Origin of the sequence: Streptomyces exfoliatus, assembly GCF_000725545.1 — a bacterium.
Lineage (GTDB): Bacteria > Actinomycetota > Actinomycetes > Streptomycetales > Streptomycetaceae > Streptomyces > Streptomyces exfoliatus.
Genome location: NZ_JNZP01000013.1, coordinates 133,446 through 158,810 on the forward strand (window position 1 = coordinate 133,446; position 25,365 = coordinate 158,810).

Consider the following 25,365-nt stretch of genomic DNA (forward strand, 5'->3'; position numbering starts at 1 on the left):
TGGGCCCGTGGCCAGGAACAAGCAGCGCGAGCGGGCGGCCGCCGCCCCCGTCGTCGAGACCGTCGACGGCGGTCTCGCCGAACTCATACCCGACCGGGAACGCCCGCGCGCCTGGACGCTCCTCATCGACGGCGCGCCGCAGTCCCACGTGGACCTCGACGACCCGGCGCACCTCTCCTTCGAGTACCAGCGGCGCCTCGGCCACATCGCCGACCTCGCCGCCCCGCCGAACCGGCCGCTCCAGGTCGTGCACCTCGGCGGCGGCGCCTTCACCCTCGCCCGGTACGTCGCCGCGACCCGGCCCCGCTCCACCCAGCAGATCGTGGAACTCGACGGGCTCCTCGTGCAGCTCGTCCGCAGGGAACTGCCGCTCGACAGCGCGGCCCGCGTCCGGGTCCGCTCCACCGACGCCCGCGCCGGCCTCGCCAAGGTCCAGGACGGCTGGGCGGACCTGGTCATCGCCGACGTGTTCAGCGGCGCCCGCACCCCGGCCCACCTGACCAGCACCGAGTTCCTCGCCGAGGTGCGAAGGGTGCTGCGCCCCGGCGGCTTCTACGCGGCCAACCTGGCCGACGGGCCGCCGCTGACCCATCTGCGCGGCCAGATCGCCACGGCCGCCGCCGTCTTCCCCGAGCTGGCGCTCACCGCCGACCCGACGGTGCTGCGCGGGCGCCGCTTCGGCAACGCGGTGCTCCTCGCCTCCGACCGGGAGCTCCCGGTGGCCGAACTGACCCGCCGGGTCGCCACCGACCCGCACCCGGGCCGGGTCGAACACGGTCGGGCGCTCGCCGACTTCGCGGGGGGAGCGGCGCCCGTCACCGACGCGAGCGCCAAGCCCTCACCCGCACCGCCGCCGACCGCCTTCCAGTGACGGCGGCGGCCTCAGGGCCTGTCTCCTGGAGCAGGCTCTAGGCGGCGCGATCCTCGATCTCCACGCGGGGCGCGGTGTCGTGCCAGACGCAGAAGACGGAGAGTTCACGGCCGTCCGCGGTGAAGGTGACCCGGATCCAGGACGGCTGCTTCCACACCTGCATCTGCCAGCCGGCCGCCGGGGTCGCCGAGACCAGTTCGGCCGAGGTCTCCCCGAGGTCGAAGGTGACCCGGCCGCCGTCCACCGTGTAGGTCTTCACGTTCGAGTCGTTCGAGTCGTCCGATGCCGTACCGCCGGCGGCCGGGGTGGTGGCCGGGGGAGCCTCGGTCGTCGGCTTCGCCGTCCGTGAGGGGGTCGCCGTCGGGGCGGCGGGGGTCGTGGCCGTGTCGCTCGGCACGGGCTTCGTCGTCAGCGGCGCGGAGGGCTCGGTCGTCCCGGGCCGCCGGGTCGACGAGGTCAGCGGATCGCTGCCCGCCGAGACCCGGTCGGCGGTGCCGCCGGCCGGGAGGGGCAGTGCGCGCGGGGGGTCGTACACCGTGCCGGACAGCACCGTGTGCACTCCCCACCAGGACAGGGTGACCGCCGCGCCGGTGGCGAGCGACCAGGCCAGGGCGTGAACGAGTCCTCTTCGCATCCGGGCCATACTGCACCACACCGAGGGGACTCGTACGGGAGGGTGGTCCGTACCTGCCCTCACCCGAATGGCGTACGGTGCCGCCCATGGCAAGTGTGCTCGTGGTCGAGGACGACCAGTTCGTGCGCTCGGCCCTCATCCGGCAGCTGTCCGAGGCCTCCCACACCGTACGGAGCGTCGGCACGGCCCTGGAGGCGCTGCGCGAGGTCGCCCATTTCCGTTTCGACGTGGTCGTCCTGGACCTCGGACTGCCCGACCTGGACGGGTCCGAGGCCCTCAAGATGCTGCGCGGAATCACCGACGTACCGGTGATCATCGCGACCGCCAGGGACGACGAGGCGGAGATCGTACGGCTCCTCCACGCCGGGGCCGACGACTACCTGGTGAAGCCCTTCTCCGTCGACCACCTCTCGGCCCGGATGGCCGCCGTCCTGCGCAGGGCGCGCTCGACCGCGGGCGAGCTACCGCCGTCCCGGGTGATCAGGGTCGGCGGGCTCACCGTCGACCCGCTGCGCCGTCAGGCGGAGCTGGACGGGACGCCGTTGGACCTGACCCGGCGCGAGTTCGACCTGCTGGCCTTCCTCGCCGGGCGGCCCGGTGTCGTCGTCCCGCGCAAGGAGCTGCTCGCCGAGGTGTGGCAGCAGTCCTACGGGGACGACCAGACCATCGACGTGCATTTGTCATGGCTGCGACGCAAATTGGGTGAAACGGCCGCCCGGCCCCGCTATCTGCACACCCTGCGCGGAGTCGGCGTGAAGCTGGAGCCGCCCCGGACGCCGGAGCAGGCCCCGGGACAGCCGCCCGGCCGGCCGTCGGAGCCGCGGCCGTGAGATGGGCCCTCGTCAAGGTGTCGCTCGCCGTCACCGCCATGGTCGTCGTCGCCTTCGCCGTACCCCTCGGACTCGTCGTCAAGGAGATGGCCCGCGACCGGGCCTTCTCCAACGCCGAACGGCGGGCCGCCGGCCTCGCCCCCGTCCTCGCCATCACCACCGACCGCGACGAACTCGACAAGGCCGTCGCCACCACCGAGGACGGGCCCGCCGGACGGCTCGCCGTCCACGTACCCGCCGCCGAACCCGGCACCACCGACCTGGAGATCGGCACCCGGCGGGCCACCGACGAGGACCTCGCGACCACCCGCGGGCTCGGCCGCGCCACCATCGCCGACGTCCCCGGCGGCTTCGCGCTGCTCCAGCCCACCGCCCTCAGCAGCGGCAAGGTCGCCGTCCTCGAACTCTTCGTCCCCGAGGGCGAGGTGTCCAACGGCGTCGCCACCGCCTGGCTGGTCCTCGCCGGAGTCGGCATCGCCCTGATCGTCGGCTCCGTCGCCGTCGCCGACCGGCTCGGCGTCCGGATGGTCCGGCCCGCCCAGCGGCTCGCGGGCGCCGCCCACGACCTCGGCGAGGGCAGGCTCGGCGCGCGCGTCCCCGAGGAGGGGCCGCCCGAACTCAAGTCGGCCGCCGTCGCCTTCAACTCCATGGCCGACCAGGTCGTCCAACTGCTCGCCAACGAGCGGGAACTCGCCGCCGACCTGTCCCACCGGCTGCGCACCCCGCTCACCGTCCTCCGGCTCAACGCCGCCTCGCTGGGCTCCGGGCCGGCCGCCGACCAGACCAGGGCGGCCGTCGAACAGCTGGAACGCGAGGTCGACATCATCATCCGCACGGCCCGCGACGCGAAGCCGCAGACCCAGGCGACCGGCCCCGGCGCGGGCTGCGACGCCGCCGAAGTGGTGCGCGAGCGGATGGACTTCTGGTCGGCGCTCGCCGAGGACGAGGGCCGCCGGGTCCGGATCGCGGGCGTCGAACGCCCGGTCCGCATCCCGGTCGCCCGCCCCGAACTCGTCGCCGCGCTCGACGCCCTGCTCGGCAACGTCTTCCGGCACACCCCCGAGGGCACCGCCTTCTCGATCGACCTCCACAACGGCGACGACGCCGTCATCGTCCTGGTCTCCGACGCGGGCCCCGGCATCGCCGACCCCGCCGCCGCGCTCGCCCGCGGCAACAGCGGCGGCAGGGACGGCTCCACGGGCCTCGGCCTCGACATCGTGCGGCGCATGGCGGAGAGCACCGGCGGCGACGTCGCCATCGGCCACTCCGTCCTCGGCGGCACGGAGGTGCGCATCTGGATCGGGCTCGACGGGCGCCGCTCGGGCGGCGCGGGACGCCGGGACCGGCGCCCGGCCCGCCGCAGGCGCGGGGGTACGGGCGCCCGCCGGGCCGCCGACGGCTGAGCTCCTGTGGCAAGTGAACCTTTCGTGGTTCCGATGCCCTCCTTAAGCGGACCCTAAGGATCCCCGCCCGCGCCCCCGGACGCCCTTTTGTCCGTTTTCCAGTCGCTAGCGTGCTGCCGCACCCCCTCCCCACTCCCCAGTACGCAGAGGCAGGCACGCGATGGGCACCAGTTCGCACCGGCGCAGGGCGAGCACCAGGACCAAGGCCGTCGGAGCCGTCGTCGCCGCGGCGGTCGTCGGCGGCGCCGTCTTCGCGCTCACCGGTACGGCCCAGGCCGCGGCCGTCGGCGCCGCGTACACCCGGACGAGTTCCTGGACCGGTGGCTACACCGGGCAGTACGTCGTCACCAACGAGACCTCCACCGCCCAGTCCGACTGGACCCTGGAGTTCGACCTCCCGGCCGGCACGACCGTCGGCTCCCTCTGGAACGGCGAGCACACCGTCTCCGGCCGCCACGTCACCGTGAAGCCCGCGAGCTGGAACAAGCAGCTGGCCCCCGGCGCGTCCGTCACCGTCGGCTTCGTCACCTCCGCGACCGGAGAGGCGGGCGACCCGGCGAACTGCCTCATCAACAAGGCCACCTGCTCCGTCGGGGGCGCCACCCCCACCCCCAGCGGCCGCCCCACCGAGCAGCCCACCGCCACGGCCTCCCCCTCGGCCACCACCAGCCCCGAGCCGACCGCCACGGCCACCACGAGCCCGAAGCCGACCGCCACCACGACCACGGCGCCCCCCACCGCCACCCCCACCCCGACGCCCACCGCCACGGCGACCGGAGCCCCCGCCGGCTCCGCGAAGTACGCGCCCTACGTCGACACCTCGCTCTACCCGACGTACGACCTGCTCGCGACCGCCGACGCCACCGGCGTGAAGGAGTTCAACCTCGCCTTCATCACCTCCGGCGGCTCCTGCGCCCCGCTGTGGGGCGGGGTCACCGGCCTCGGAGACGACAAGGTCGCCGCCCAGATAGGCGCCCTGCGCGCCAAGGGCGGTGACGTCCGCGTCTCCTTCGGCGGCGCCGCGGGGCACGAGCTGGCCCTGAACTGCTCCTCCGCCTCGGCGCTCGCCGCCGCGTACGGCAAGGTCATCGACCAGTACCGGCTCACCAAGGTCGACTTCGACGTCGAGGGCGCGGCCCTGCCGGACACCGCCGCCAACACCCGCCGCTCGCAGGCCATCGCCCAGCTCCAGAAGTCCCACCCCGGCCTGAACGTCTCCTTCACCCTGCCGGTCATGCCCGAGGGCCTCACCCAGCCGGGTGTCGACCTGCTCGCCGACGCGAAGCGGAACGGGGTCCGCGTCGACGCCGTCAACATCATGGCGATGGACTACGGCCCGGCGTACAGCGCGGACATGGGCACCTACGCGATCCAGGCCGCGACAGCGACCCAGGCCCAGATCAAGGGCGTCCTCGGGCTCTCCGACGCCGCCGCCTGGAAGGCCGTCGCCGTCACCCCGATGATCGGCGTCAACGACGTCACCACCGAGATCTTCAAGGTCGAGGACGCCACCCAGCTCGTCGACTTCGCGCGGTCCAAGGGCATCGGCTGGCTGTCGATGTGGTCCTCGACCCGGGACAAGCAGTGCGCCGCCGGCGCCGTGAACCACGCCGACGCCACCTGCTCCTCGATCCTCCAGCAGCCCCTGGCCTTCACGAAGGCCTTCGCCGCCTACACGTAGGCATGCCCCCCGAGTCCCCCCACACCGCGCGCCCCGGCCGGAACCACCCCACCGCCGACCGGGGCGCGCACCCCCTTCCCCCGTGCCTCCGTCTAGGCCTTCGTGGCCTTCCACTCCTCCGCGTAGTCGTCGAAGATCGCCCGCAGGTGGTGGCCGATCTTCAGGTAGTCCAGGTCGTCCAGGTTGGCGAGCGAGACCCGGACCGACCACTCGGGGCCGTCGAAGCCGCCGCCGTTGAGGAGGACGACGCTGGTCTGCTCGGCGAGCCGGAACAGCGGGTCGACCGGCTCGTAGTTCTTCTCCAGGAAGTCCGCGAAGTCCTTCCCGTGCACCCGCTCGGCCTCCGCGATGAGGTCGAGCTCGATGTAGTAGCCGGCCCGCGCGGGGTCATCGGCGATCTTCATCTGGGCGCCTTCGAGCAGCAGGTCGAGGCGCTGCCGGACGATGGCCCGGATCCTCCGCTTGTACGCCTGGCCCTCCTCCAGCATGTCGAAGAGGGAGAAGAGCGCCATCATGACCTGCTGGGGGAGCGAGAGCCCCGCCGTGTGGTTGAGGGCGACCTGACGGGAGTCGGCCACCAGACGGTCGATGAACCGGATCTTCTCCGGTTCGAGGCTCAGCGTCCCGTACCGCTTGTCCAGACGGTCCTTCTCGGCCTGCGGCAGGTTCGCCAGCATCTCGTCGATGACGTTGTCGTCGTTGAGGCCGATGACGCCGAGCCGGTGGCCCGTGCAGCCGTAGTGCTTGGAGTACGAGTACACGAGGAGCGTGTTGCGCGGCAGGTCGGCGGCGAGCGAGCGGAAGCCCTCGACGAACGTGCCGTACACGTCGTCCGTGACGATCAGCAGGTTCGGGTTCGGGCCGGCGACGATGTCCTTGATCTGGTTCGTCACCCGCTCGCTCATCGCGAGCGACGGCGGGTTGGACGGGTTGACGACGCAGACCAGCTTCACCGACGGGTCGGCCAGCTTCTCGACCTCCTCGGCCGGGTAGCGCCACTCGCGCACACCGGTCTCGGTGAAGAGGCTCGCGTTGACGGTGACGACGTCGAACTCGTACGCGTCGAGCTCGGGGATCTCGATGTACGGGGTGAAGACCGGCACCATCAGGGCGATCCGGTCACCCTTCCTCAGGATCCCGTTCTTCGTCAGGGAGTCGAAGATGTAGCACATGGCGGCCGTGCCGCCCTCGGTCGCGAACAGCGACAGGTTTCCGGCCGGCGGCCGCTTGTCGAACATCTCGTCGTCGACGTAGCCGCGGACGATCTGCTCGGTGTGCGTGAGGATCCGGTCCGGTACGGGGTAGTTGTCGCCGATCGAGCTGTCGGTCAGCTCGTGCACGAAGGCGTCCTTGTCGAAGCCGAAGCGCTCGACCGCGTACTCCACGCAGTCCTGGAGGAGTTCGATCCCCGGCAGGTCCGGGTGCTGCCGTACGAAGGTGTCGAAGCGGGCGCCCGAGCCGGGGAGCTCCGGCATGCCGCCGAGGTTGTCGGCGGTCCACACGCGGCGCGACTCGGAGAGCGCGAAGTAGCCGAGCGCGTGGAAGGCCTCGCGGGGGCCGGTGGCGACCCAGTTCGGGTTGCCGCGGCCCGCGTTGAGCATCTGCGTCTGCGACTTGTCCTTCTGGCCGGGCTTGTCGGCCTGCGCGGCCTGCGCGATCTGGATGAACTTGTCCTTCAGCTCGAACGGCGAGAGCTGCGCGAAGGACTGGATCTGCTCACGGGTGAAGGTGGTCTTGGGCACGGGGCGTCCTTAGTGGTGGAGGATGACGATCACGGCGCCCCAGATGGTCAGCAGGACGTTGCCCACCGCGTAGGGGATCGTGTAACCGAGCGTCGGGATCTGGGACCTGGACTGTTCGTTGATCGCGCCGATCGCCGCGGTCGTCGTCTGGCCGCCGGCCAGGACGCCCATCAGGATCGGGAAGCGGTCTCCATGAGGTTTTTTCGAGCGGACATGCGGCTTCATCCGGTGAGGGAATCGAATCCGTGACCGCGCTGTGGAGCAGCGCAGCACCGGCCTGAAACGTGACCTACCGTCAGAAGTGGTAGCGTTTTGGTTGTGAATAGGGGAGATCGACGGGAGTCGCTGAACCTTCGCGTGCCCCCGGATGTGAAGCGGCAGGTCGAGGAGTACGCCCACCGGGCGGGTATCTCGATCAACGCGGCGGCGTGTGTTCTCCTCGCCGATGGCCTGCGCCTTGAGCGGAGACGCCAAGGGTGATCCGCGCCTACAAGTTCCTGTTGCGTCCTACGGTCCGCCAAGCCCAGTCCCTGCGCGAGATGCTTGCTGACCACCGATCCCTGTACAACGGCGCGCTTCGGGAACGTCGAGGCGCCTGGCGGCACTCTTCGAAGACGAGTGTCACGTACGGCGGCCAGTCCGCGCAGCTCAAGGAGATCCGGGCGTTCGACCCCGAGCGTCAGGGCCGCTGGTCCTTCAGCTCGCAGCAGGCAACCTTGCGCCGTCTGGACAAGGCGTTCGCCGCGTTCTTCCGCCGGGTCAAGAGCGGCGAGAATCCCGGCTACCCCCGGTTCAAGGGCGTCGGGCACTTCGACACCGCCATTTTCCCAAGAGACGGGGACGGGTGCCGCTGGGACTCCACCCCCAACGATCCGCAGACCCGCGTCCGCCTGCAAGGCGTCGGGCACGTCCGTGTGCACCAGCACCGACCCGTGAAGGGCCGAGTGAAGACGATCGCGGTCAAGCGGGAGGGGAGCCGTTGGTACGTGATCCTCTGCTGCGACCAGGTCCCCACCGAGCCGCTGCCGGCCACGGGCGCGGCCGTCGGCATCGACATGGGCGTCACCCACTTCCTGACCACCTCCACCGGCGAGCACATCGTCAACCCTCGATTCCTCCAAGCGGCCGCCGAAAGCCTCGCCGAGGCGCAGCGGAACCTGGCGACGTTTCCCAAGCGCACCAAGCGGCGCACCAAGAAGCACCGAGCCGCCGCTCGCAAGGTCGCCAAGATCCACGCCAAGGTCCGGCGCCAGCGCCTGGACCACTCCCACAAGGCCGCCCTCGCGCTCGTTCGTAGCCACGACACGATCGCGCACGAGAAGCTGAACATCGCGGGTATGACCAAGAAGCCCGCACCCAAGCCCGACCCTGTGCGGCCCAGTGTGTTCCTGTCGAATCAGAGGGCTGCGAAGGCTGGACTCAACCGATCGATTCTCGACGCCGGTTGGGGGGTGTTCCTTGCGATCCTCGCCAACAAGGCTGAAAGTGCCGGTCGGGCTGTCATCGCCGTGGACCCCCGCAACACCTCCCGCATCTGTCCCTTCTGCGGGCATGTGTCGAAGGAGAACCGGGTCACCCAGGCGAATTTCCAGTGCACCGCGTGCGGCCACTCCGCCAACGCCGACCACGTCGGCGCACTGAACGTTCTCGACAGGGCCGGGCTGGTCCTCTGCGAAGCTGCCTAGCCAGCGACTCAGGAAGCCCGCCACTTCAGCGGTGGGCGGAGTCACGAACCACTGGGCGCCGGGTCCCGATCCCCTCATCCCCGTCACGCTCCGAGGATGCCGACCAGGAGCGGGCCGGTCAGCGGGAGCAGGAAGTTCGAGAGCGTGTACGTGATCGTGTAGCCGAGCATCGGGACCGAGCTCTGGGCCACCTGGGTGATCGAGGTGATCGCCGGGGTCGAGCACTGCTGGCCCGCGATGGCACCGATGAGCAGCGGCTTCTCGATCTTCAGCAGCTTGGTGCCGACGAACAGCGAGATCGTCGCCGGGATCAGGACCATCGCGATGCCCGCGAACGGCAGCAGCGCCCCGTACTCCTTGAGCAGCGGCCAGGCCTGCGGGCCCGACACCAGTCCCGTGCAGGCGATGAAGATCGCCAGGCCCATGTCCTTGAGGGTGGACGCGGCCTGCGGGGGGAAGGCGCCGAAGGTCTGCGTCCGGGAGCGGAACCAGCCGAAGAGCAGTCCGGAGATCAGACAGCCGCCGCCGGTGCCGAGCGACATCGGGACGTCGCCGAACTCGACCACGACCTGCCCGAGGAGCGAACCGGCGACGATGCCGAACCCCAGGTAGATGAAGTCGGTGGCGTCGTTCTTGACGACCGCGCCGACCTTGGAGGCCAGCTTGCCGAGGCCCGAGCGGGCGCCGACGAGGGTGAGGACGTCACCGCGGCCGACGACGGTCTCCGGAGTCGCGGGCAGGTGCTGCTCGTTGCGCAGCACGTCCGTCACGTACACCCCGCCGGAGGAGAACTCCGGGTGCTCCCTGGAGAGGGTGTCCAGGGACTTGCCGACCACGCCCTTGTCGGTGAGCGAGATCTGGGTGGTGGCGAGCGGGGTGTCCAGGCCGGGTACGGCCGGGGTCTCGGGCCCGATGACCCGACCCGCCTCGATGATGTTGGCCCGCCGGCCGACCGTGAGCACCAGGTCGGAGAGCGTCAGCTCGAAGTCGGGCGGGGGAGGGGTGAGGACCTTGCTGCCCCGCTTCACCGCCTCGACGGTGACCCGTCCGCCGAGCCGTCGTTCCAGGTCGCCGACCTTGGCGCCGTCCGCGAGCGTCACCAGGAACGTGCGGCCGACCATGCCGGGAAGCGCCTCCCGCTCGTCGTCCTCCAGGCCGCCGCCGGAGCCGCGCAACTTCTCCCAGAGTTCGCGCGAGGCGTCGCGGAGGTTGATCCGCAGCATCATCGGCATGATCTGGCTGGTGTAGATGACGATGGTGATGAGGCCGAAGAGGTAGCAGACGGTGTACGCGGTGGCCACGTGCCCCTGGTACTGGGTGATCTGCTCCTGCGTCAGGTCGGACAGCTTGCCGATGGCCTCGGTGGCCGTACCGACGACCGCCGACTCGGTGGCGGCTCCGGCGAGGATGCCGGCGGCGGTGCCGACGTCGAGGTCGAAGGCCTCCGCGAGGCCGAGGGCGATGCCGACGACACAGACGACCTCGATGAGGCAGAGGGTGAAGAAGCGCAGGCTCTTCTTGTTGAGGTTGGCGAAGAACTGCGGTCCCGCCATGTAGCCGAGGGAGAAGATGAACAGTGCGAAGAAGATCGTCTTCACGTCGTCGGAGACGGTGACCTTGCTCCAGGCGCCGACGAGCAGCGAGACGATGAGGGTGCCGCAGATGCCGCCGAGCGTGATGGGACCGACCCGGAGCTTGCCGACGAGATAGCCGGCCGCCAGGCAGAGGAAGAGGGCGAGTTCGGGATTGTCACGCAGGATCCCCATCCGCCCTCACCGCGCCCAAAAAGGGCTAAAAGTGAGGATATTGGACATAAGGGGACGCTAGCAGGGGGGCTGTTGGAGTGGATCACTCGTTCGCCTGAACGGGTGAGTGGGTGAACGGGCGAACGGGTGAGCGGGGGGCGGAGGGACGGAGGGACGGGAACGAGGGGCGCGCCACGTCCACGCGGGACTGGCCATGCGGGACCGTCCCATGCGGGACCGTCCCATGCGGGACCGTCCCATGCGCGACCGTCCCACGCGGGACCGTCCATGCGGCGGTCAGCCCTTCACCGCGCCCCGCATCACCCCGCCCACGATGTGCCGCCCGAACAGCGCCAGCACGACGAGCAGCGGCAGCGTCCCCAGCAGCGCCCCCGCCATCACCACCGACTGGTCCGGCACGTGGCCCCGCCCCAGACCCGTCAGCGCCACCTGCACCGTCGGGTTCCCGGCCTGGGTCAGCACGAGCACCGGCCAGAAGAAGTCGTTCCACGCCGCCACGAACGACAGCGTCCCCAGGACCGCCATCGCCGGCCGCGCCGCCGGGAACACCAGGTGCCACACCACCCGGGCCGTCCCCGCCCCGTCGACCCGCGCCGCCTCCAGGAGCTCCGGCGGCAGCGCCCGCTGGAGGTGCTGGCGCATGAAGAAGACCCCGAAGGCCGAGACGAGCGCGGGCAGCACCACCGCCTGCAGCTCGTCCGTCCACCGCAGCCGCGCGATCAGCAGGTAGAGCGGAACGACCCCCAGCTGGGGCGGGATCAGCATCGTCGCGCCCACGAGCAGCAGCAGCGTGCCCCGGAACCGGAAGCGCAGCCGGGCGAAGGCGAACCCGGCGAGCGTCGAGAAGAGCACCGTGCCCGCCGCGACCGCGCCCGCGACCAGGGTGGTGTTGACGAGCGCCTCGCCGAGGCCGCCCTCGTTCCAGGCGATGCCCAGGTTCCGCGGCAGGTTCCGCCCGAACCGGAACGGCGGCGGCGCCGACGCGAGCCGCGTACTCGTCCGCGAGGCCGCCACCGCCGTCCACAGCAACGGGAAGAGGGACACCGCCGAGAAGAGACCGAGCAGCGTGTACGTGCCCCAGCCCGCCCGCACCGTCCGCATCAGGCCGCCCTCCTGGTCCGGGCAAGACCTACCCCTGCGAGCCGTGTCCGCATCAGGCACCCCTCCCGCGCAGCACCGGCCGCAGCAGCCGGGCCGCCCCGAACACCACCGCCAGGATCAGCAGCATCGCCCAGGCGATGGCCGCCGCCCGCCCGAGGTGCAGGTTCACCCAGCCCTGCTCGTACAGATAGAGCCCCAGCGTCTGGTACTGGTGGTCCGCCCCGCCCGAGGCACCCGCCCCGCTGCCGAACAGCATCGGCTCACCGAACAGCTGGGTCGCGCCGATCGTCGACACGAGGACCGTGAACAGCAGTGCGGGCCGCAGCCCCGGCAGCGTCACATGCAGGAACTGCCGCCACCGCGAAGCCCCGTCGAGCGCCGCCGCCTCGTACAGCTCGCGCGGGACGGTCTGCATCGCCGCCAGGTAGATGAGGGCGTTGTAGCCGGTCCAGCGCCAGATCACGATCGACGCGACGGCGAACTTCGACGCCCACGGGCCGTTCTGCCAGTCCACCGGGGCGATTCCGGCAAGCCCGAGCGCCCAGTTGACCATCCCCTGGTCCCGGCCGAAGAGCAGCGCGAAGACCAGCGTCGCCGCGGCCACCGAGGTCGCGTACGGCGCGAGCGCCACCACCCGGAAGGCCAGCCGCGCGCGCAGCCGCACGTCGAGCAGGTGCGCCACGCCGAGGGCGAGCAGCAGCTGCGGCACGGTGGCGAGGACGCCGATGGCGGCGGTGTTGAAGAGGGCGTTCCAGAAGAACTCGTCGTGCAGCAGCCGGGCGTAGTTGTGGAGCCCCACCCACTCCCGGGCCTCCGGCGCCGTCAGCTCCACCCGGAACAGCGAGGTCCAGGCGGTGGCGACCAGCGGGAAGAGGCCGAACGCGCCGAACAGCAGGAAGAACGGGGCGATCAGCGCGTACGGCGCGGAGCGGGACCGCAGCCGGCCGAGCCGCTCCCGCCGCACCCGCCGTGGTCCCGGCCCCGGCCGTGGGGGCGCGGTCACGGGCGGCGCGACGGGCGCGCCGGCGGGTGGCAGGAACGGATCCACGGGGTCCCTCGTCTCGGTCACGCGCGCTCACCGGTCCAGTGCGTTGTCGATCGCCTTCATCGCCGCTCGCCAGGCCGAGTCGGGCGACCGCCCGGTCTGGTCGACCTGGAGCATCCCGGTGTCGGAGAGGATCTGGTGGACGAGCCCGTCCTTCGGTCCCACCGGGGCCGGCGGCACGCCCCGGGCCGCCGCCGCGAAGAGCGGGCCGGTCGGCGCGTCACCGAAGTAGGGGTGCCGCGCGTCCGCCACCTCCGGCAGCCGGTACGCGGCGGAGGCGCTGGGGAAGGCGCCGCGCCGGGCGAAGAGCCGGGCCTGCTGCTCGGGCGCGGTCAGCCAGGCGGCGAGCCGGGCGGCCTCGGCCCGCTGCCGCCCGGCGGAGGGCACGACGAGGAAGGAGCCGCCCCAGTTGCCCGGCCGGGGCGACACCGCCACGTCCCACCGCCCGCGCGCGGCCGGTCCCGCCTTGTCCTCGATGTAGCCGAGCATCCAGGCCGGGCAGGCGATCGTGGCGAAGGACCCGCGCGCGAACGCCTGGTCCCAGTCGGGCGTGAACTGCTGGAGCCGGGCGGTCAGGCCCTGCCGGGCGAAGCCGGCGGCGAGGTCCCAGGCGGCCCGTACGTACGGGTTGCCGGCCACCACCAGGTCGCCGCGCGCGTCGTAGTAGCGCACCGGCGCGCCGGAGACGGCCGCGGCGAACACCCCGGAGGCGGAGTCGGTGAACGCCACGCCCCGCGGGGCCCGTTCGGCGAAGCGCCGCCCGGTCTCCTCGTACCTGCGCCAGTCTCCGGCCCACAGGCGTCCGACCGCCTCCCGGTCGGTGGGAAGCCCGGCCGCCGCGAAGTGGTCCTTGCGGTAGCAGAGGGCGAGCGGGCCGATGTCCGTGCCGAGCCCGAGGGTGCGGCCGTCGGGAGTGGTGGCCTGCGCCCACTTCCACGGGAGGAAGGCGTTCTTGTCGACGCCGGGCGCCGAGCGGAGGTCGTCGAGCCGCCCGGCCTGGGTGGCGACGACCTCGGCGATGTTGCCGCCCTCGACGGCCTGGACGTCGGCGAGTCCGGAGCCGGCGGTGAGGTGGGTGAGCAGCTGGGGGTAGTAGACGTCGTTGCGGGTGAGCGAGGTCTGCCGGATCCCGACGTCCGGACGGAGCCGCATGTACGCGTCGTAGAGCCCGGCCTCCTGGTAGCCGAACTCGCCGAAGACGCCGACGGTGAGGGTGATCGGCCGCCCGGTGCCGTCGACGCGCTCGCGGGCGGGCACGGGGGACGGTTCCGGCGGGTCGGTGGCGCACCCGGCGGAGAGCGCGGCGCCCAGGAGGAGCGTGAGGACGAGGGCGAGGGTGGTGGCGGGGCCGCGTACGGGGGTTCCGTGTCCGGCGGCGCCGCGTCCGCTCCTCCACCACATGGCCCCGACCGTAGTGCGCGGGCCGTCCGGGGGCAGGGACCCACCCGGCCGCGCCACCCGTCCGGCCGAACGTCGTCGAACGTCTTCGACGGGTCGAGCACCTTGACCGTGTTCTGACAGCCGCCCAATAGTGGGAGCGCTCCCATTCATTCTTCGACAGGACACCCATGCGCAGACCACGACACCTTCTGGCCGGGATCGCCCTGACCGCCGGCCTCCTCGCGGGAGCGGTCCCCGCCACCGCGGCACCTGCCGCCGACTCACCCGCCACCGACGCCGCAGCCGCCGCCCCCGCGGCAGCCCCCGCGTACACCTGGAAGAACGTCCGGGTCGACGGCGGCGGCTTCGTGCCCGGCATCGTCTTCAACCGGAGCGAGAAGAACCTCGCCTACGCCCGCACCGACATCGGCGGCGCCTACCGCTGGAACCAGGCCACCTCCACCTGGACCCCGCTCATGGACCACATCGGCTGGGACGACTGGGGCCACACCGGAGTCGTCGGCCTCGCCACCGACTCCGTCGACCCCGACCGGGTGTACGCCGCCGTCGGCACCTACACCAACGACTGGGACCCCGGCAACGGCGCCGTCCTGCGCTCCGCCGACCGGGGCGCCACCTGGCAGCGCGCCGACCTCCCCTTCAAGCTCGGCGGCAACATGCCGGGCCGCGGCATGGGCGAACGCCTCGCGGTCGACCCGCACAAGAACAGCGTCCTCTACCTCGGCGCCCCCAGCGGCAACGGCCTCTGGCGCTCCACCGACTCCGGCGCCACCTGGTCGAAGGTCACCTCCTTCACCAACCCCGGCGACTACCAGCAGGACCCCACCGACACCAGCGGCTACAACTCCGACAAGCAGGGCATCGTCTGGGTCACCTTCGACGAGTCCACCGGCACCGCCGGCAGCGCCACCCGCACCCTCTACGTCGGCGTCGGCGACAAGCAGAACGCCGTCTACCGCTCGACCGACGCGGGCGCCACCTGGACCCGGCTGCCCGGCCAGCCCACCGGATACCTCGCCCACAAGGGCGTCCTCGACGCCGAGAACGGCTACCTCTACCTCGCGTACAGCGACACGGCCGGCCCCTACGACGGCGGCAAGGGCCAGGTCTGGCGGTACGCCACCGCCACCGGCACCTGGACGGACATCAGCCCCGTCGCCGAGGCCGACACCTTCCACGGCTTCAGCGGCCTCACCGTCGACCGGCAGAACCCCGGCACGGTCATGGTCTCCGCCTACAGCTCCTGGTGGCCGGACACCCAGATCTTCCGCTCCACCGACAGCGGCGGCACGTGGACCAGGGCCTGGGACTACAGCTCGTACCCCACCCGCACCAACCGCTACACGATGGACGTCTCCTCCTCGCCGTGGCTGACCTGGGGAGGCAACCCCGCCCCGCCCGAGCAGACCCCGAAGCTCGGCTGGATGACCGAGGCCCTGGAGATCGACCCGTTCGACTCCGACCGCATGATGTACGGCACCGGCGCCACGATCTACGGCACCACCGAACTCACCAAGTGGGACACCGGGACGAACTTCACCATCAAGCCGATGGTCGAGGGACTTGAGGAGACCGCCGTCCTCGACCTGGCCTCGCCGCCCTCCGGGGCCCCGCTCATCAGCGCCCTCGGCGACGTCGGCGGCTTCCGGCACACGGACCTCACCAAGGTCCCCTCGATGATGTTCACCGGCCCCAACTTCACCTCCACCACCAGCGTCGACTTCGCCGAGAGCAAGCCCACCACCGTCGTGCGCGCCGGACACCTCGAAGGCGGCCCGCGCGTCGCCTTCTCCACCGACAACGGCGCCAACTGGAGCCCCGGACAGGAGCCCTCGGGCGTCACCGGCGGCGGCACGGTCGCGGCGTCCGCCGACGGGACCCGCTTCGTCTGGAGCCCCGAAGGCACCGGCGTCCACACCGGCACCGGCGGCGCCTGGACGGCCTCCACCGGCATCCCGGCCGGTGCGACCGTCGAGTCCGACCGGGTCGACCCGCTCACCTTCTACGGCTTCAAGGCCGGAACCTTCTACGTCAGCACGGACGGCGGCCTGACCTTCACCGCCAAGGCCACCGGCCTCCCCGCCAAGGGCAACGTCCGCTTCAAGGCCCTCCCCGGCAAGAAGGGCGACGTCTGGCTCGCCGGCGGCGCCCCCGACGCGACGTACGGCCTCTGGCACTCCACCGACGGCGGCGCCGCCTTCACCCGGGTCGCCGGGATCGAGCAGGCCGACACCATCGGCTTCGGCAAGGCCGCGCCCGAAGCCTCGTACCCCGCGCTCTACACCAGCGCCGAGATCGGCGGCGTACGCGGCATCTTCCGCTCCACCGACGCGGGCGCGAGCTGGGTCCGGATCAACGACGACGCCCACCAGTGGGGCTGGACCGGCGGCGCCATCACCGGCGACCCCCGGGTCTACGGCCGGGTGTACGTCTCCACCAACGGCCGCGGCATCATCTACGGCGACACGGCCGACACCGGCGGAGGCACCGAGCCGCCCGCACCCACCGGCGCCTGCAAGGTCACGTACAAGGTGACCAACCAGTGGCAGGGCGGCTTCCAGGCCGACGTCACCCTGACCAACACCTCCACCACCGCCTGGACCGGCTGGAAGCTCGGCTGGGACTACCCGGCGGGGCAGCGGGTCGGCCAGATGTGGAACGCCACCCCCGCTCAGACCGGCACCGCCGTCACCGCCCAGAACGTCGGCTGGAACGGCGCGGTCGCCGCCGGGTCCTCGGCCTCCTTCGGCTTCACCGGCACCTGGACCGGCACCAACCCCGCACCGGCCGCCTTCACCCTCGGAGGTGCGACATGCTCCGTCGCCTGATCGCCGCGGCGGCGCTCCTGGCCGCCGCCCTGACCGCCACACCCGCGAGCGCCTCCCCGGCCGCCGACGCCCCGCTGCGGGACCTCGCCGCGGCCCGCGGCGTCTACCTCGGCACCGCCGTCACCGGCGGCAAGCTCACCGGCGGCTACGCGGACACGGCCGCCGCCCAGTTCGACTCGATCACTCCCGGCAACGAGATGAAGTGGGACGCCGTCGAGTCCGTCCGGGGCCAGTTCGACTGGGCCGGGGCGGACCGGGTCGTGGCCTTCGCCGAGGCCCACGCCCAGAAGGTCCGCGGCCACACCCTCGTCTGGCACAGCCAGCTGCCGTCCTGGGTGAACAACGGCACCTGGACCGCCGACACCCTGCGCACCGTCATGACCGACCACGTCACCACCGAGGTGAGCCGCTACAAGGGCCGCGTCGACCACTGGGACGTCGTCAACGAACCCCTCAACGAGGACGGCACCCTGCGGCGGTCCGTCTTCGGCGCCACCCTGGGCGAGTCGTACATCGCCGACGCCTTCCGCGCCGCCCGCGCCGCCGACCCGGCCGCGAAGCTGTACGTCAACGACTACTCCACCGACGGCGTCGGCGCCAAGAGCGACGGCATGTACGACCTGGTGAAGCGGCTCCTCGCGCAGGGAGTCCCCATCGACGGCGTCGGCTTCCAGGCCCACCTGATCCTCGGCCAGGTCCCCGCCTCCATGGAAGCCAACCTGCGCCGCTTCGCCGACCTCGGCGTGGACGTGGCCGTCACCGAACTCGACATCCGGATGACCCTGCCCGCGACGGCCGAGAAGCTCGACCGGCAGAAGGCCGACTACGCGGCCGTCATGCGCGCCTGCCTCGCCGTCACCCGCTGCGCGGGCGTCACCGTCTGGGGCTTCACGGACTCCGACTCCTGGATCCCGGACTTCTTCCCCGGCCAGGGTGCGGCGACCCTGTACGACGAGGGCCTGAACCCCAAGCCCGCGTACGCCGGGGTCGCCGGGGCGCTCGCTCCCACGACCCCGCCGCCCGCGGGTGTGTGCTCCGTCACGTACACGGTCACCAGTCAGTGGGCGGGCGGCTTCACGGCCCAGGTCACGGTACGGAACACGGGGACGACCGCGCTGAACGGCTGGACCGTCCGCTGGGCCCAGCCCGCCGGCCAGCGGGTCGCCCAGGTCTGGAACGCGGCCGTGACCCAGACGGGGGAGGAGGTGACGGCGACGCACCTCTCGTACAACGCGACGGTCCCGCCCGGCGGCTCCACCGCCTTCGGCTTCAACGGCACCTGGACGGGCTCCAACCCGCCCCCGGCGGCCTTCACCTGCGCGTAGGCACCGGCGGAAACGACTCAGGCCCCGGTTCTTTCGAACCGGGGCCTGAGCCTTCAGGGTGAGTAACGGGACTTGAACCCGCGACATCCTGGACCACAACCAGGTGCTCTGCCAGCTGAGCTATACCCACCATGACCGGCGTCGGTTTTCCCGAAGGTTTCCCTGACCGGCCGAGAAGAAGTCTACAGGGTTCTGGAGGGTGCTCGCGCCCGCGTTTTCCGAAGGGGCTTTCGAGGGCGCGAGCGGGCGGTCATTCCGCGGGCAGGACGTGGCGGGCCGCGATCTTCTTCGCGGTCTCCGAGTCGGGGCCGGGCTGCGGGACGAAGACCGCCTCCCGGTAGTAGCGCAGCTCCGCGATGGATTCGCGGATGTCGGCGAGCGCCCGGTGGTTGCCGTTCTTCTCCGGACTGTTGAAGTACGCCCTCGGGTACCAGCGGCGGGCCAGTTCCTTGACCGAGGAGACATCGACGATCCGGTAGTGCAGGTGGCTCTCCAGGGCCGGCATGTCCCGCGAGAGGAAGCCGCGGTCCGTGGAGACCGAGTTCCCGCACAGCGGCGCCTTGCCGGGCTCCTTGACGTGCTCGCGGATGTACGCGAGGACCTGTGCCTCGGCGTCGGCGAGCGTGGTGCCGCCGGGCAGCGCGTCGAGCAGGCCCGAGGCCGTGTGCATCTGGCGCACGATCTCCGGCATGGTCTCCAGGGCCGCGTCCGGCGGGCGGATCACGATGTCCACCCCGTCGCCGAGCACGTTCAGTTCCGAGTCGGTGACCAGTGCGGCCACCTCGATGAGTGCGTCGTCCGTCAACGAGAGCCCGGTCATCTCGCAGTCGATCCACACCATGCGATCGTTCATGCGTCCACCTTAGGTGCTCTTTCCGCGGGGGGAAGCGGCCCGACGGCCGACGGGCGCCCGGGGGAGGTGGCCCCGGGCGCCCGTCGGTCCTGCTGTGCGCCGCTTGTGGCAGCGCGGGTCGGTGTCAGGGTGTCCGGCGGTTCAGGGCCGGACACCCTCTACGGCGCGCTGCGCTGGCCCGGCAGTGACGACGCGCGCCCGGGAGCGAACGCGTCGGACTGCGGCTTGCCCTCCAGCGGGGACGGCGGGCGCCGGATCCCCGCCGAGACCTGGGCGGGCACGACCGGGTCGAGCACCGCCGTGACGGTCTCGCCCTGCGGCCGCCGGGCACGGTACGCCGCCCGGTAGGCGGCCGGCGAGGAGCCGAGCTGCCGCCGGAAGTGGCCGCGCAGCGCCACCGGGGACCGGAAGCCGCACCTGCCCGCCACCTCGTCGACCGAGTAGTCGGAGGTCTCGAGCAGCCGCTGGGCCTGCAGGACCCGCTGGGTGATCAGCCACTGGAGCGGGGCCGAGCCGGTCAGCGAGCGGAACCGGCGGTCGAAGGTCCGCCGTGACATGTACGCGCGGGCGGCCAGGGTCTCCACGTCGAACTGCTCGTGGAGGTGCTCCAGCGCCCAGGCGACGACCTCGGCCAGCGGGTCGGCGCCGATCTCCTCTGGTAAAGACCTGTCGAGGTAGCGCTCCTGACCGCCGCTGCGCCGCGGCGGGACGACCAGCCGGCGCGCCAGGGCGCCCGCGGCCTCCGTGCCGTGGTCGGTCCGCACGATGTGCAGACACAGATCGATTCCGGCCGCGGTGCCGGCGGAGGTGAGGACGTCCCCGTCGTCGACGAAGAGCTCCCGGGGGTCCACGTGGACCGACGGATAGCGCTTGGCGAGCGTCGGCGCGTACATCCAGTGGGTGGTCGCCGGGCGGCCGTCGAGCAGGCCGGCCGCGGCGAGGACGAAGGCGCCGGTGCACAGACCGACGATCCTGGCGCCCTCCTCGTGGGCCCGGCGCAGCGCTTCCAGCGCCTCCGGCGGCGGCGGCGAGGTGATCGACCGCCAGGCCGGTACGACGACGGTGCCCGCGCGGCCGATGGCCTCCAGGCCGTACGGCGCGGTCAGTTCGAGTCCACCGGTGGTCCGCAGTGGGCCGTCCTCGCCGGCGCAGACGAGCAGCCGGTATCTGGGCACCCCGGCGTCCTGCCGGTCGATGCCGAACACGGAGAGCGGGATGGAGCTCTCGAAGATGGGGCCGCCACTGAACAGCAGCACCGCGACGACTTCGCGACGGCGGCGCCCGGTCAACTTCCGTGCGACCTCCGGTGCGGCGGAGTCCTGGCTCATGACGCTAAGCCCCCCTCGGTGTTCGCGTCTCCCTGGTCGTGTCGCTCCTGCACGTTTCCCCTCGGTTTTGCACGAGACCCCAGTCTTCGGTACCCATGATCGAATCTACTGCGTCCCGTGGCGCCGGCGTGACAAGTTCTCCATCCGGTGGATTGTCGACAAGGCCACTTGGCGCGAAGCGATCGATCGCGAAGTCTTCCGTCCGACGGCCGTCAGGGGAAGGGCGGTGGGGCGAACGCCCCCGTACGCGGGGGGTGCGAGCCCCCGGGGCGGGGCGTTCGGGGGTCTCGGCACCCGGGTTGGCCAACCGTTTTGCCAAGGACTCGCCGAGAGATGGAAGTTGGCCGAAAACATATGGGCTCGGGTGTACGAACCTGTCAACTCGAAGAGGGGCGGGAGCGGCGCGGGCTCCGGTTCGACCCGTTTCGTGACGGGGTGACCCCCCTGGACCGCCCGCCGTCGGCGCTCTCGCCGCGCAGCCCCTGTTCCGAGCGGCGCAGCAGCACCCGGCAGGCCGCCGTCACCGAGACCAGGCCGAGCGCGGCCCCGGCGGCCCCGCCGAGCGAGGTGCCGTAGACGACCAGGACCACCGGGACGAGCACGCAGCAGAAGACCGCCCAGCGGACGACGTCACCGGCCTGCTCGCCCGCGCCCTCGCTCGCGGCCGCGCCCGCCCGTCCTCGCGCCGCCCCGGGCGTCGTTCCCGGGTCCTGTCCGGCCGCGGCGGCCGGGGACGGCACGGACGCCCTGCGGCGGCCGCGGGGTCCGGCGAGCGGGCCCGCGGGGGCGGTGGAGGTCTGGCCGGCGGCGGCCGGTGGTGCGGGCACGGGCGGTCTCCCTGCGACGGTGGGCTGGACCTGTGGGGAACGAGGAGCGGAACGTTCCGGTCACTCTCGGCGACGTCCGTTTGGCCCCCGTACGGACGCCTGTAAGGCACAACCGGCATTGCCATATCCCGAGCCGCTCGTGCATGCTCCCTGGAACGCCGCGTGAGAGCGGCGGGCACGCCGGGAGTGGCACGGCGGGCTCTGGGCAGGAGAGGAGTGTCGCCGTACCCTTGGGGGTATGGGCTTGGGAAGATGATTCCCGGACACACAGCTCCGCCGCCACCCCTGTTCCGTCCCCCTCCGTTCCCCGTCCCTTCCCACGAGGACTCTCTTCGCCGAGACACCGATGGCCGGTCACGAATTCTCCGAACCCGCGGACCGCAAGCGCGTCGCCGATTCCACGGTCGACCCCCTCGCGGTAGAACAGCCACGTCATGCCTGCGACCCGGCCTTCCGGCACGGGGTCGTCGTCGGCTTCGACGGCTCGACGTCCAGTGAGCGTGCCCTCGCGTACGCGATCGGCATGGCCCGGCGCTCCGGCTCGGGCCTGATCATCGTGCACGTGGCCAACCGGCTGCCCACCACGGTGTGGGCCGGCTGCGAGCCCCCGGTCTTCGTCGACGTGCCCGACCACCGCACCGAGGTCCTCGGCCTGGAGCTGGCCTGTGCCGAGCACCTCTCCGAGGTGCCGTGGATCCTCGTCGAGCGCGGCGGGGACATCTGCCACGAGCTGGAGGAGGTCGGCCGCGAGTACTCGGCCGACGCGATCGTGGTCGGATCCACGCACGGCATCGTCGGCCGGATCTTCGGCTCGGTCGCCGGGCGCCTCGCGCGGCGCGCCAAGCGGCCCGTGATCGTCATCCCGTAGCGCCCCCTTCCGCTGCTGTTCCTTTCCCAACTGGCGTGCACCGGCCATAAATTCGGCCTTCCTCAGGTGAATTGTGCGCTTGTGAAGGGTAGATAAGGGTCACCGGATCACAGCAGCTCACGCAGCACGACTGCACTCCTGAAGGGAGCCCGCCGTGGACAATGAAGTCGCCGCGGGAAACAGCACCTCCACTCTCGGCAACCTCGCACTCGGACTGACCCTGCTGGCCTTCGGGCTGGGCGGGACGGGTGTCATCGACAACGTCGCGGCAGCCGATGCCGCGGGCCTCGCCACCTGGGTCGGCGGGGTGGCGCTCTTCCTCGTCGGCCTGCTCGCCCTGCGCGCCGGCAGCACCGGCGAGGGAACGGCGTACACGGCGCTCGGCGCCTTCTGGTTCACCTGGGGGACCGCCGTGGGCGGCGGGGCCTCGGCGGACGCCGTGGGGCTCTTCATGCTCCTGTGGGCGCTCCTCGCGCTCACGCTGACGATGGCCGCCTCGGGCAGCGGTCTGTTCGGACAGGGCGTGTACGGGCTGCTGTTCGTCGGGCTCCTGCTGCTCGGCATCGGCGCGCTCGCCGACAACGGCGGGCTCGGAAAGGCGGGCGGCTGGGTCGCGGCCCTCGCGGGTCTCCTCGCCTGGTACGGCGCCACGGCGGCGGTGGCGGGCTGGCCGACGGCGCTCCGGCGCTCGGCGGGCACGAGCGCCCCGGCGGCGGGGTAACCGGCCGCGTATCCACGGGAAAAGAAAGCGGTCCCCCGCGCACCTGGGTGTGCGCGGGGGACCGCTCTCGTGTCCGGTCGAACCGTCGGGGGACAGGCCCGGCGGCGCGGCTCGGGGGGACAGGCCCCGAGGTCGCTGCTACTCGACCGTGACGGACTTGGCCAGGTTGCGCGGCTTGTCGATGTCGCGGCCCATGGCGAGCGCCGTGTGGTAGGCGAGGAGCTGGAGCGGGATGCCCATGAGGATCGGGTCCAGCTCGTCCTCGTTCTTCGGCACGACGATGGTGTGGTCGGCCTTGGCCTGCGGCTGGTGCGCGACCGCGAGGATGCGGCCGCTGCGGGCCTTGATCTCCTCCAGGGCGGCGCGGTTCTTCTCGAGCAGGTCGTCGTCGGGGACGATCGCCACCGTCGGCAGGGCCGGCTCGATCAGGGCGAGCGGGCCGTGCTTCAGCTCGGAGGCCGGGTAGGCCTCGGCGTGGATGTAGGAGATCTCCTTCAGCTTGAGGGAGGCCTCCAGGGCGACGGGGTAGCCCCGCACGCGGCCGATGAACATCATCGACTGGGCGCCCGCGTACTCCGCGGCGATCTTCTTGATCTCGTCCTCGGTCTCGAGGATCTCGCTGATCTGCGCGGGCAGCTTGCGCAGGCCCTCGATGATCCGCTTGCCGTCGGTGACGGACAGGTCGCGGATGCGGCCCAGGTGCAGGGCGAGCAGCGCGAAGGCGGTGACCGTGTTGGTGAAGCACTTGGTGGAGACGACGCAGACCTCCGGGCCGGCGTGGACGTACACGCCGCCGTCGGCCTCACGGGCGATGGCGGAGCCGACCACGTTGACCACGCCGAGGACGCGGGCGCCCTTGCGCTTGAGCTCCTGCACGGCGGCGAGCACGTCGTAGGTCTCACCGGACTGCGAGACGGCGATGTACAGGGTGTCGGGGTCCACGACCGGGTTGCGGTAGCGGAACTCCGAGGCCGGCTCGGCGTCGGCGGGGATGCGGGCGAGGGACTCGATGAGCCCGGCGCCGATGAGGCCGGCGTGGTACGAGGTGCCGCAGCCGAGGATCTTGATGCGGCGGATGGTGCGGGCCTCGCGGGCGTCGAGGTTCAGGCCGCCGAGGTGCACGGTGGAGAAGCGGTCGTCGATCCGGCCGCGCAGCACGCGGTCGACCGCGTCGGGCTGCTCGGAGATCTCCTTGTGCATGAAGGTGTCGTGGCCGCCCATGTCGTAGGAGGCGGCCTCCCACTCGACGGTCTCCGGGGTGGCCGTGGTGGTGGCGCCCGAGGTGGTGTACGTGCGGAAGTCGTCGGCCTTGAGGGTGGCCATCTCGCCGTCGTCGAGGGTGACGACCTGGCGGGTGTGGGCGATCAGGGCGGCGACGTCGGAGGCGACGAGCATCTCCTTCTCGCCGATGCCGAGGATGACCGGGGAGCCGTTGCGGGCGACGACGATGCGGTCGTTGAAGTCGGCGTGCATCACGGCGATGCCGTAGGTGCCCTCGATGACCTTGAGCGCCTCGCGGACCTTCTCCTCGAGCGTGGTGGCCTGGGAGCGGGCGATGAGGTGGGTGATGACCTCGGTGTCCGTCTCGGAGGCGAAGACGACGCCGTCGGCCTCCAGCTTGGCGCGGAGCTCCTGGGCGTTGTCGACGATGCCGTTGTGGACGACGGCGACCTTGTTCTCGGGGTCCAGGTGCGGGTGCGAGTTGATGTCGCTCGGCGCGCCGTGGGTGGCCCAGCGGGTGTGGGCGATGCCGGTGGTGCCGGTGAAGCGCTTGGGGACGCGGGCTTCGAGGTCGCGGACGCGGCCCTTCGCCTTGACCATCTTCAGGCCGGAGGCCTTCGGGCTGGTGACGACCATGCCTGCGGAGTCGTACCCCCGGTACTCGAGGCGGGCGAGGCCTTCGAGCAGCAGCGGGGCGACGTCGCGCTTACCGATGTAACCGACAATTCCGCACATAAAGGTGAAACCCCTCCAGGTTGGTGAGCGTGCTCGGCCGTGTGGCCGCGACTCAGCCGTAGACGATGCGGCGCAGCTGCCGGAGCGAGAGCTCCTGCGGTGCCACGGCCCGGTGCGGCAGTTCCGCCGCGATCCGTTCGAAGATCTCGGCGTTCACGGCCCCGCCGGACTGCAGCTCGCGGTGGCGGCGGCGGACGAACTCCTCGGTCGTCTCGTCGAAGTACGCCAGTACGTCGAGTACCACCCGGGCGGCCTCACCGCGCTGGAGCGCGGTGCTGCGGACCAGATGGTCGACGAGGTCGTCGTGAGACGGGCGGCGTTCGAGCACCCGTGAATACTGAGGGATCGAGCCCGCACTTCGCAAGAATCCTGCCCGAAATCGGGCAGGGAGGCCATGATCGCCCGCGGAAACGGATTCTTTGGTCCAGACCTCGACTTGGCGGAGTCGTGAGGGTACGCATGGTGACGGATCGGATATAGAGAACTACGGACGTGTCGAT

20 protein-coding genes, 1 tRNA gene and 1 pseudogene are annotated in these 25,365 nt (G+C 71.7%); 9 read left to right on the forward strand and 13 right to left on the reverse strand.

Annotation, left to right across the window (positions count from 1 at the left end; translation table 11 throughout):
* The first annotated feature begins 7 nt into the window (after positions 1 to 7).
* Positions 8 to 871 carry a spermidine synthase gene (locus tag IO20_RS0116390; RefSeq protein ID WP_030552848.1) on the forward strand — a complete coding sequence of 288 codons (864 nt, stop codon included), beginning with the start codon at positions 8 to 10 and terminating at the stop codon, positions 869 to 871.
* Between the two features lie 37 nt (positions 872 to 908).
* Here the strand turns inward: IO20_RS0116390 and IO20_RS0116395 are convergent, their stop codons facing one another.
* Positions 909 to 1,514 (reverse strand): hypothetical protein, encoded by a 606-nt coding sequence (locus IO20_RS0116395; protein ID WP_030552850.1) that lies wholly within the window; start codon positions 1,512 to 1,514, stop codon positions 909 to 911.
* A 77-nt stretch (positions 1,515 to 1,591) separates the two neighbouring features.
* Between IO20_RS0116395 and IO20_RS0116400 the strand changes: the two genes are divergently transcribed.
* From IO20_RS0116400 to IO20_RS0116410, 3 genes are all read left to right on the forward strand, one after another.
* Positions 1,592 to 2,335 carry a response regulator transcription factor gene (locus IO20_RS0116400; protein WP_030552852.1) on the forward strand — a complete coding sequence of 248 codons (744 nt, stop codon included), beginning with the start codon at positions 1,592 to 1,594 and terminating at the stop codon, positions 2,333 to 2,335.
* Positions 2,332 to 3,738, forward strand: coding sequence for a sensor histidine kinase (locus IO20_RS0116405; protein WP_030552854.1), 1,407 nt, complete (start codon positions 2,332 to 2,334; stop codon positions 3,736 to 3,738). Before IO20_RS0116400 ends, IO20_RS0116405 begins: the two co-directional genes overlap by 4 nt.
* A gap of 160 nt (positions 3,739 to 3,898) precedes the next feature.
* Positions 3,899 to 5,419, forward strand: coding sequence for a glycoside hydrolase family 18 protein (locus IO20_RS0116410; RefSeq protein WP_030552857.1), 1,521 nt, complete (start codon positions 3,899 to 3,901; stop codon positions 5,417 to 5,419).
* A 92-nt stretch (positions 5,420 to 5,511) separates the two neighbouring features.
* On the opposite strand, the gene IO20_RS0116415 is transcribed toward IO20_RS0116410, so the two are convergent.
* Together IO20_RS0116415 and IO20_RS38640 are read right to left on the reverse strand one after the other, a co-directional pair.
* Complete coding sequence (locus IO20_RS0116415) at positions 5,512 to 7,161, reverse strand: bifunctional aspartate transaminase/aspartate 4-decarboxylase (protein ID WP_030552859.1); 1,650 nt, start codon at positions 7,159 to 7,161, stop codon at positions 5,512 to 5,514.
* A 9-nt stretch (positions 7,162 to 7,170) separates the two neighbouring features.
* Positions 7,171 to 7,347: pseudogene (locus IO20_RS38640) on the reverse strand (aspartate-alanine antiporter-like transporter); the annotation flags it as partial.
* A gap of 290 nt (positions 7,348 to 7,637) precedes the next feature.
* Here IO20_RS38640 and IO20_RS0116430 point away from each other — a divergent pair.
* The gene (locus IO20_RS0116430) at positions 7,638 to 8,846 is read left to right on the forward strand and encodes an RNA-guided endonuclease InsQ/TnpB family protein (protein WP_030552861.1); all 1,209 of its coding nucleotides are present in this window, start codon (positions 7,638 to 7,640) and stop codon (positions 8,844 to 8,846) included.
* An 83-nt stretch (positions 8,847 to 8,929) separates the two neighbouring features.
* Here IO20_RS0116430 and aspT read toward each other — a convergent pair whose 3' ends face one another.
* The 4 genes from aspT to IO20_RS0116450 form a co-directional block, all read right to left on the reverse strand.
* Positions 8,930 to 10,612, reverse strand: coding sequence for an aspartate-alanine antiporter (gene aspT / locus IO20_RS0116435; protein ID WP_030552863.1), 1,683 nt, complete (start codon positions 10,610 to 10,612; stop codon positions 8,930 to 8,932).
* Between the two features lie 276 nt (positions 10,613 to 10,888).
* Entirely contained in the window at positions 10,889 to 11,713 is an 825-nt protein-coding gene (locus tag IO20_RS0116440; protein WP_030213427.1) for a carbohydrate ABC transporter permease, read from the reverse strand.
* Positions 11,714 to 11,765: 52 nt separating this feature from the next.
* Positions 11,766 to 12,782 carry a carbohydrate ABC transporter permease gene (locus tag IO20_RS0116445; RefSeq protein ID WP_037635639.1) on the reverse strand — a complete coding sequence of 339 codons (1,017 nt, stop codon included), beginning with the start codon at positions 12,780 to 12,782 and terminating at the stop codon, positions 11,766 to 11,768.
* A 6-nt stretch (positions 12,783 to 12,788) separates the two neighbouring features.
* A complete protein-coding gene (locus IO20_RS0116450; protein ID WP_078946105.1) occupies positions 12,789 to 14,159 on the reverse strand; it encodes an ABC transporter substrate-binding protein in 1,371 nt (456 codons plus the stop codon).
* A gap of 167 nt (positions 14,160 to 14,326) precedes the next feature.
* On the opposite strand from IO20_RS0116450, the gene IO20_RS0116455 reads away from it, so the two are divergent.
* Positions 14,327 to 16,987, forward strand: coding sequence for a cellulose binding domain-containing protein (locus IO20_RS0116455; RefSeq protein ID WP_030552868.1), 2,661 nt, complete (start codon positions 14,327 to 14,329; stop codon positions 16,985 to 16,987).
* Positions 16,972 to 18,312, forward strand: a complete 1,341-nt coding sequence (locus IO20_RS0116460; RefSeq protein WP_078946106.1) for a glycoside hydrolase family 10 protein — start codon at positions 16,972 to 16,974, stop codon at positions 18,310 to 18,312. The genes IO20_RS0116455 and IO20_RS0116460 overlap by 16 nt, the downstream gene beginning before the upstream one ends.
* A 57-nt stretch (positions 18,313 to 18,369) precedes the next feature.
* On the opposite strand, the gene IO20_RS0116465 is transcribed toward IO20_RS0116460, so the two are convergent.
* The 4 genes from IO20_RS0116465 to IO20_RS37650 form a co-directional block, all read right to left on the reverse strand.
* Positions 18,370 to 18,442 (reverse strand) — tRNA-His (locus tag IO20_RS0116465).
* Between the two features lie 120 nt (positions 18,443 to 18,562).
* On the reverse strand, positions 18,563 to 19,165 hold the full coding sequence (gene orn, locus IO20_RS0116470; protein WP_030213412.1) for an oligoribonuclease: 603 nt from the start codon (positions 19,163 to 19,165) through the stop codon (positions 18,563 to 18,565).
* Between the two features lie 158 nt (positions 19,166 to 19,323).
* A complete protein-coding gene (locus IO20_RS0116475) occupies positions 19,324 to 20,493 on the reverse strand; it encodes a helix-turn-helix domain-containing protein (protein ID WP_030552871.1) in 1,170 nt (389 codons plus the stop codon).
* Between the two features lie 377 nt (positions 20,494 to 20,870).
* Complete coding sequence (locus IO20_RS37650; RefSeq protein WP_051874607.1) at positions 20,871 to 21,320, reverse strand: hypothetical protein; 450 nt, start codon at positions 21,318 to 21,320, stop codon at positions 20,871 to 20,873.
* Between the two features lie 346 nt (positions 21,321 to 21,666).
* Between IO20_RS37650 and IO20_RS0116485 the strand changes: the two genes are divergently transcribed.
* Entirely contained in the window at positions 21,667 to 22,188 is a 522-nt protein-coding gene (locus tag IO20_RS0116485; RefSeq protein WP_030552875.1) for a universal stress protein, read from the forward strand.
* 154 nt (positions 22,189 to 22,342) lie between these two features.
* Positions 22,343 to 22,909, forward strand: coding sequence for a GPR1/FUN34/YaaH family transporter (locus IO20_RS0116490; protein WP_030552877.1), 567 nt, complete (start codon positions 22,343 to 22,345; stop codon positions 22,907 to 22,909).
* A 138-nt stretch (positions 22,910 to 23,047) separates the two neighbouring features.
* Here IO20_RS0116490 and glmS read toward each other — a convergent pair whose 3' ends face one another.
* The gene (glmS, locus tag IO20_RS0116495) at positions 23,048 to 24,865 is read right to left on the reverse strand and encodes a glutamine--fructose-6-phosphate transaminase (isomerizing) (RefSeq protein WP_030552880.1); all 1,818 of its coding nucleotides are present in this window, start codon (positions 24,863 to 24,865) and stop codon (positions 23,048 to 23,050) included.
* 52 nt (positions 24,866 to 24,917) lie between these two features.
* Entirely contained in the window at positions 24,918 to 25,193 is a 276-nt protein-coding gene (locus tag IO20_RS0116500; RefSeq protein ID WP_030213393.1) for a hypothetical protein, read from the reverse strand.
* Positions 25,194 to 25,365 lie beyond the last annotated feature (172 nt).

Bases quoted from the DNA above. Each gene is read 5' to 3' on its own strand.
- IO20_RS0116395 (WP_030552850.1), bottom strand. From the start codon at position 1,514: ATGGCCCGGATGCGAAGAGGACTCGTTCACGCCCTGGCCTGGTCGCTC.
- IO20_RS0116455 (WP_030552868.1), top strand. From the start codon at position 14,327: ATGCGCAGACCACGACACCTTCTGGCCGGGATCGCCCTGACCGCCGGC.
- IO20_RS0116460 (WP_078946106.1), top strand. From the start codon at position 16,972: ATGCTCCGTCGCCTGATCGCCGCGGCGGCGCTCCTGGCCGCCGCCCTG.
- glmS (WP_030552880.1), bottom strand. From the start codon at position 24,865: ATGTGCGGAATTGTCGGTTACATCGGTAAGCGCGACGTCGCCCCGCTG.
- aspT (WP_030552863.1), bottom strand. From the start codon at position 10,612: ATGGGGATCCTGCGTGACAATCCCGAACTCGCCCTCTTCCTCTGCCTG.
- IO20_RS0116440 (WP_030213427.1), bottom strand. From the start codon at position 11,713: ATGCGGACGGTGCGGGCGGGCTGGGGCACGTACACGCTGCTCGGTCTC.
- IO20_RS0116475 (WP_030552871.1), bottom strand. From the start codon at position 20,493: ATGAGCCAGGACTCCGCCGCACCGGAGGTCGCACGGAAGTTGACCGGG.
- IO20_RS0116410 (WP_030552857.1), top strand. From the start codon at position 3,899: ATGGGCACCAGTTCGCACCGGCGCAGGGCGAGCACCAGGACCAAGGCC.
- IO20_RS0116450 (WP_078946105.1), bottom strand. From the start codon at position 14,159: ATGTGGTGGAGGAGCGGACGCGGCGCCGCCGGACACGGAACCCCCGTA.
- orn (WP_030213412.1), bottom strand. From the start codon at position 19,165: ATGAACGATCGCATGGTGTGGATCGACTGCGAGATGACCGGGCTCTCG.
- IO20_RS0116485 (WP_030552875.1), top strand. From the start codon at position 21,667: ATGGCCGGTCACGAATTCTCCGAACCCGCGGACCGCAAGCGCGTCGCC.
- IO20_RS0116400 (WP_030552852.1), top strand. From the start codon at position 1,592: ATGGCAAGTGTGCTCGTGGTCGAGGACGACCAGTTCGTGCGCTCGGCC.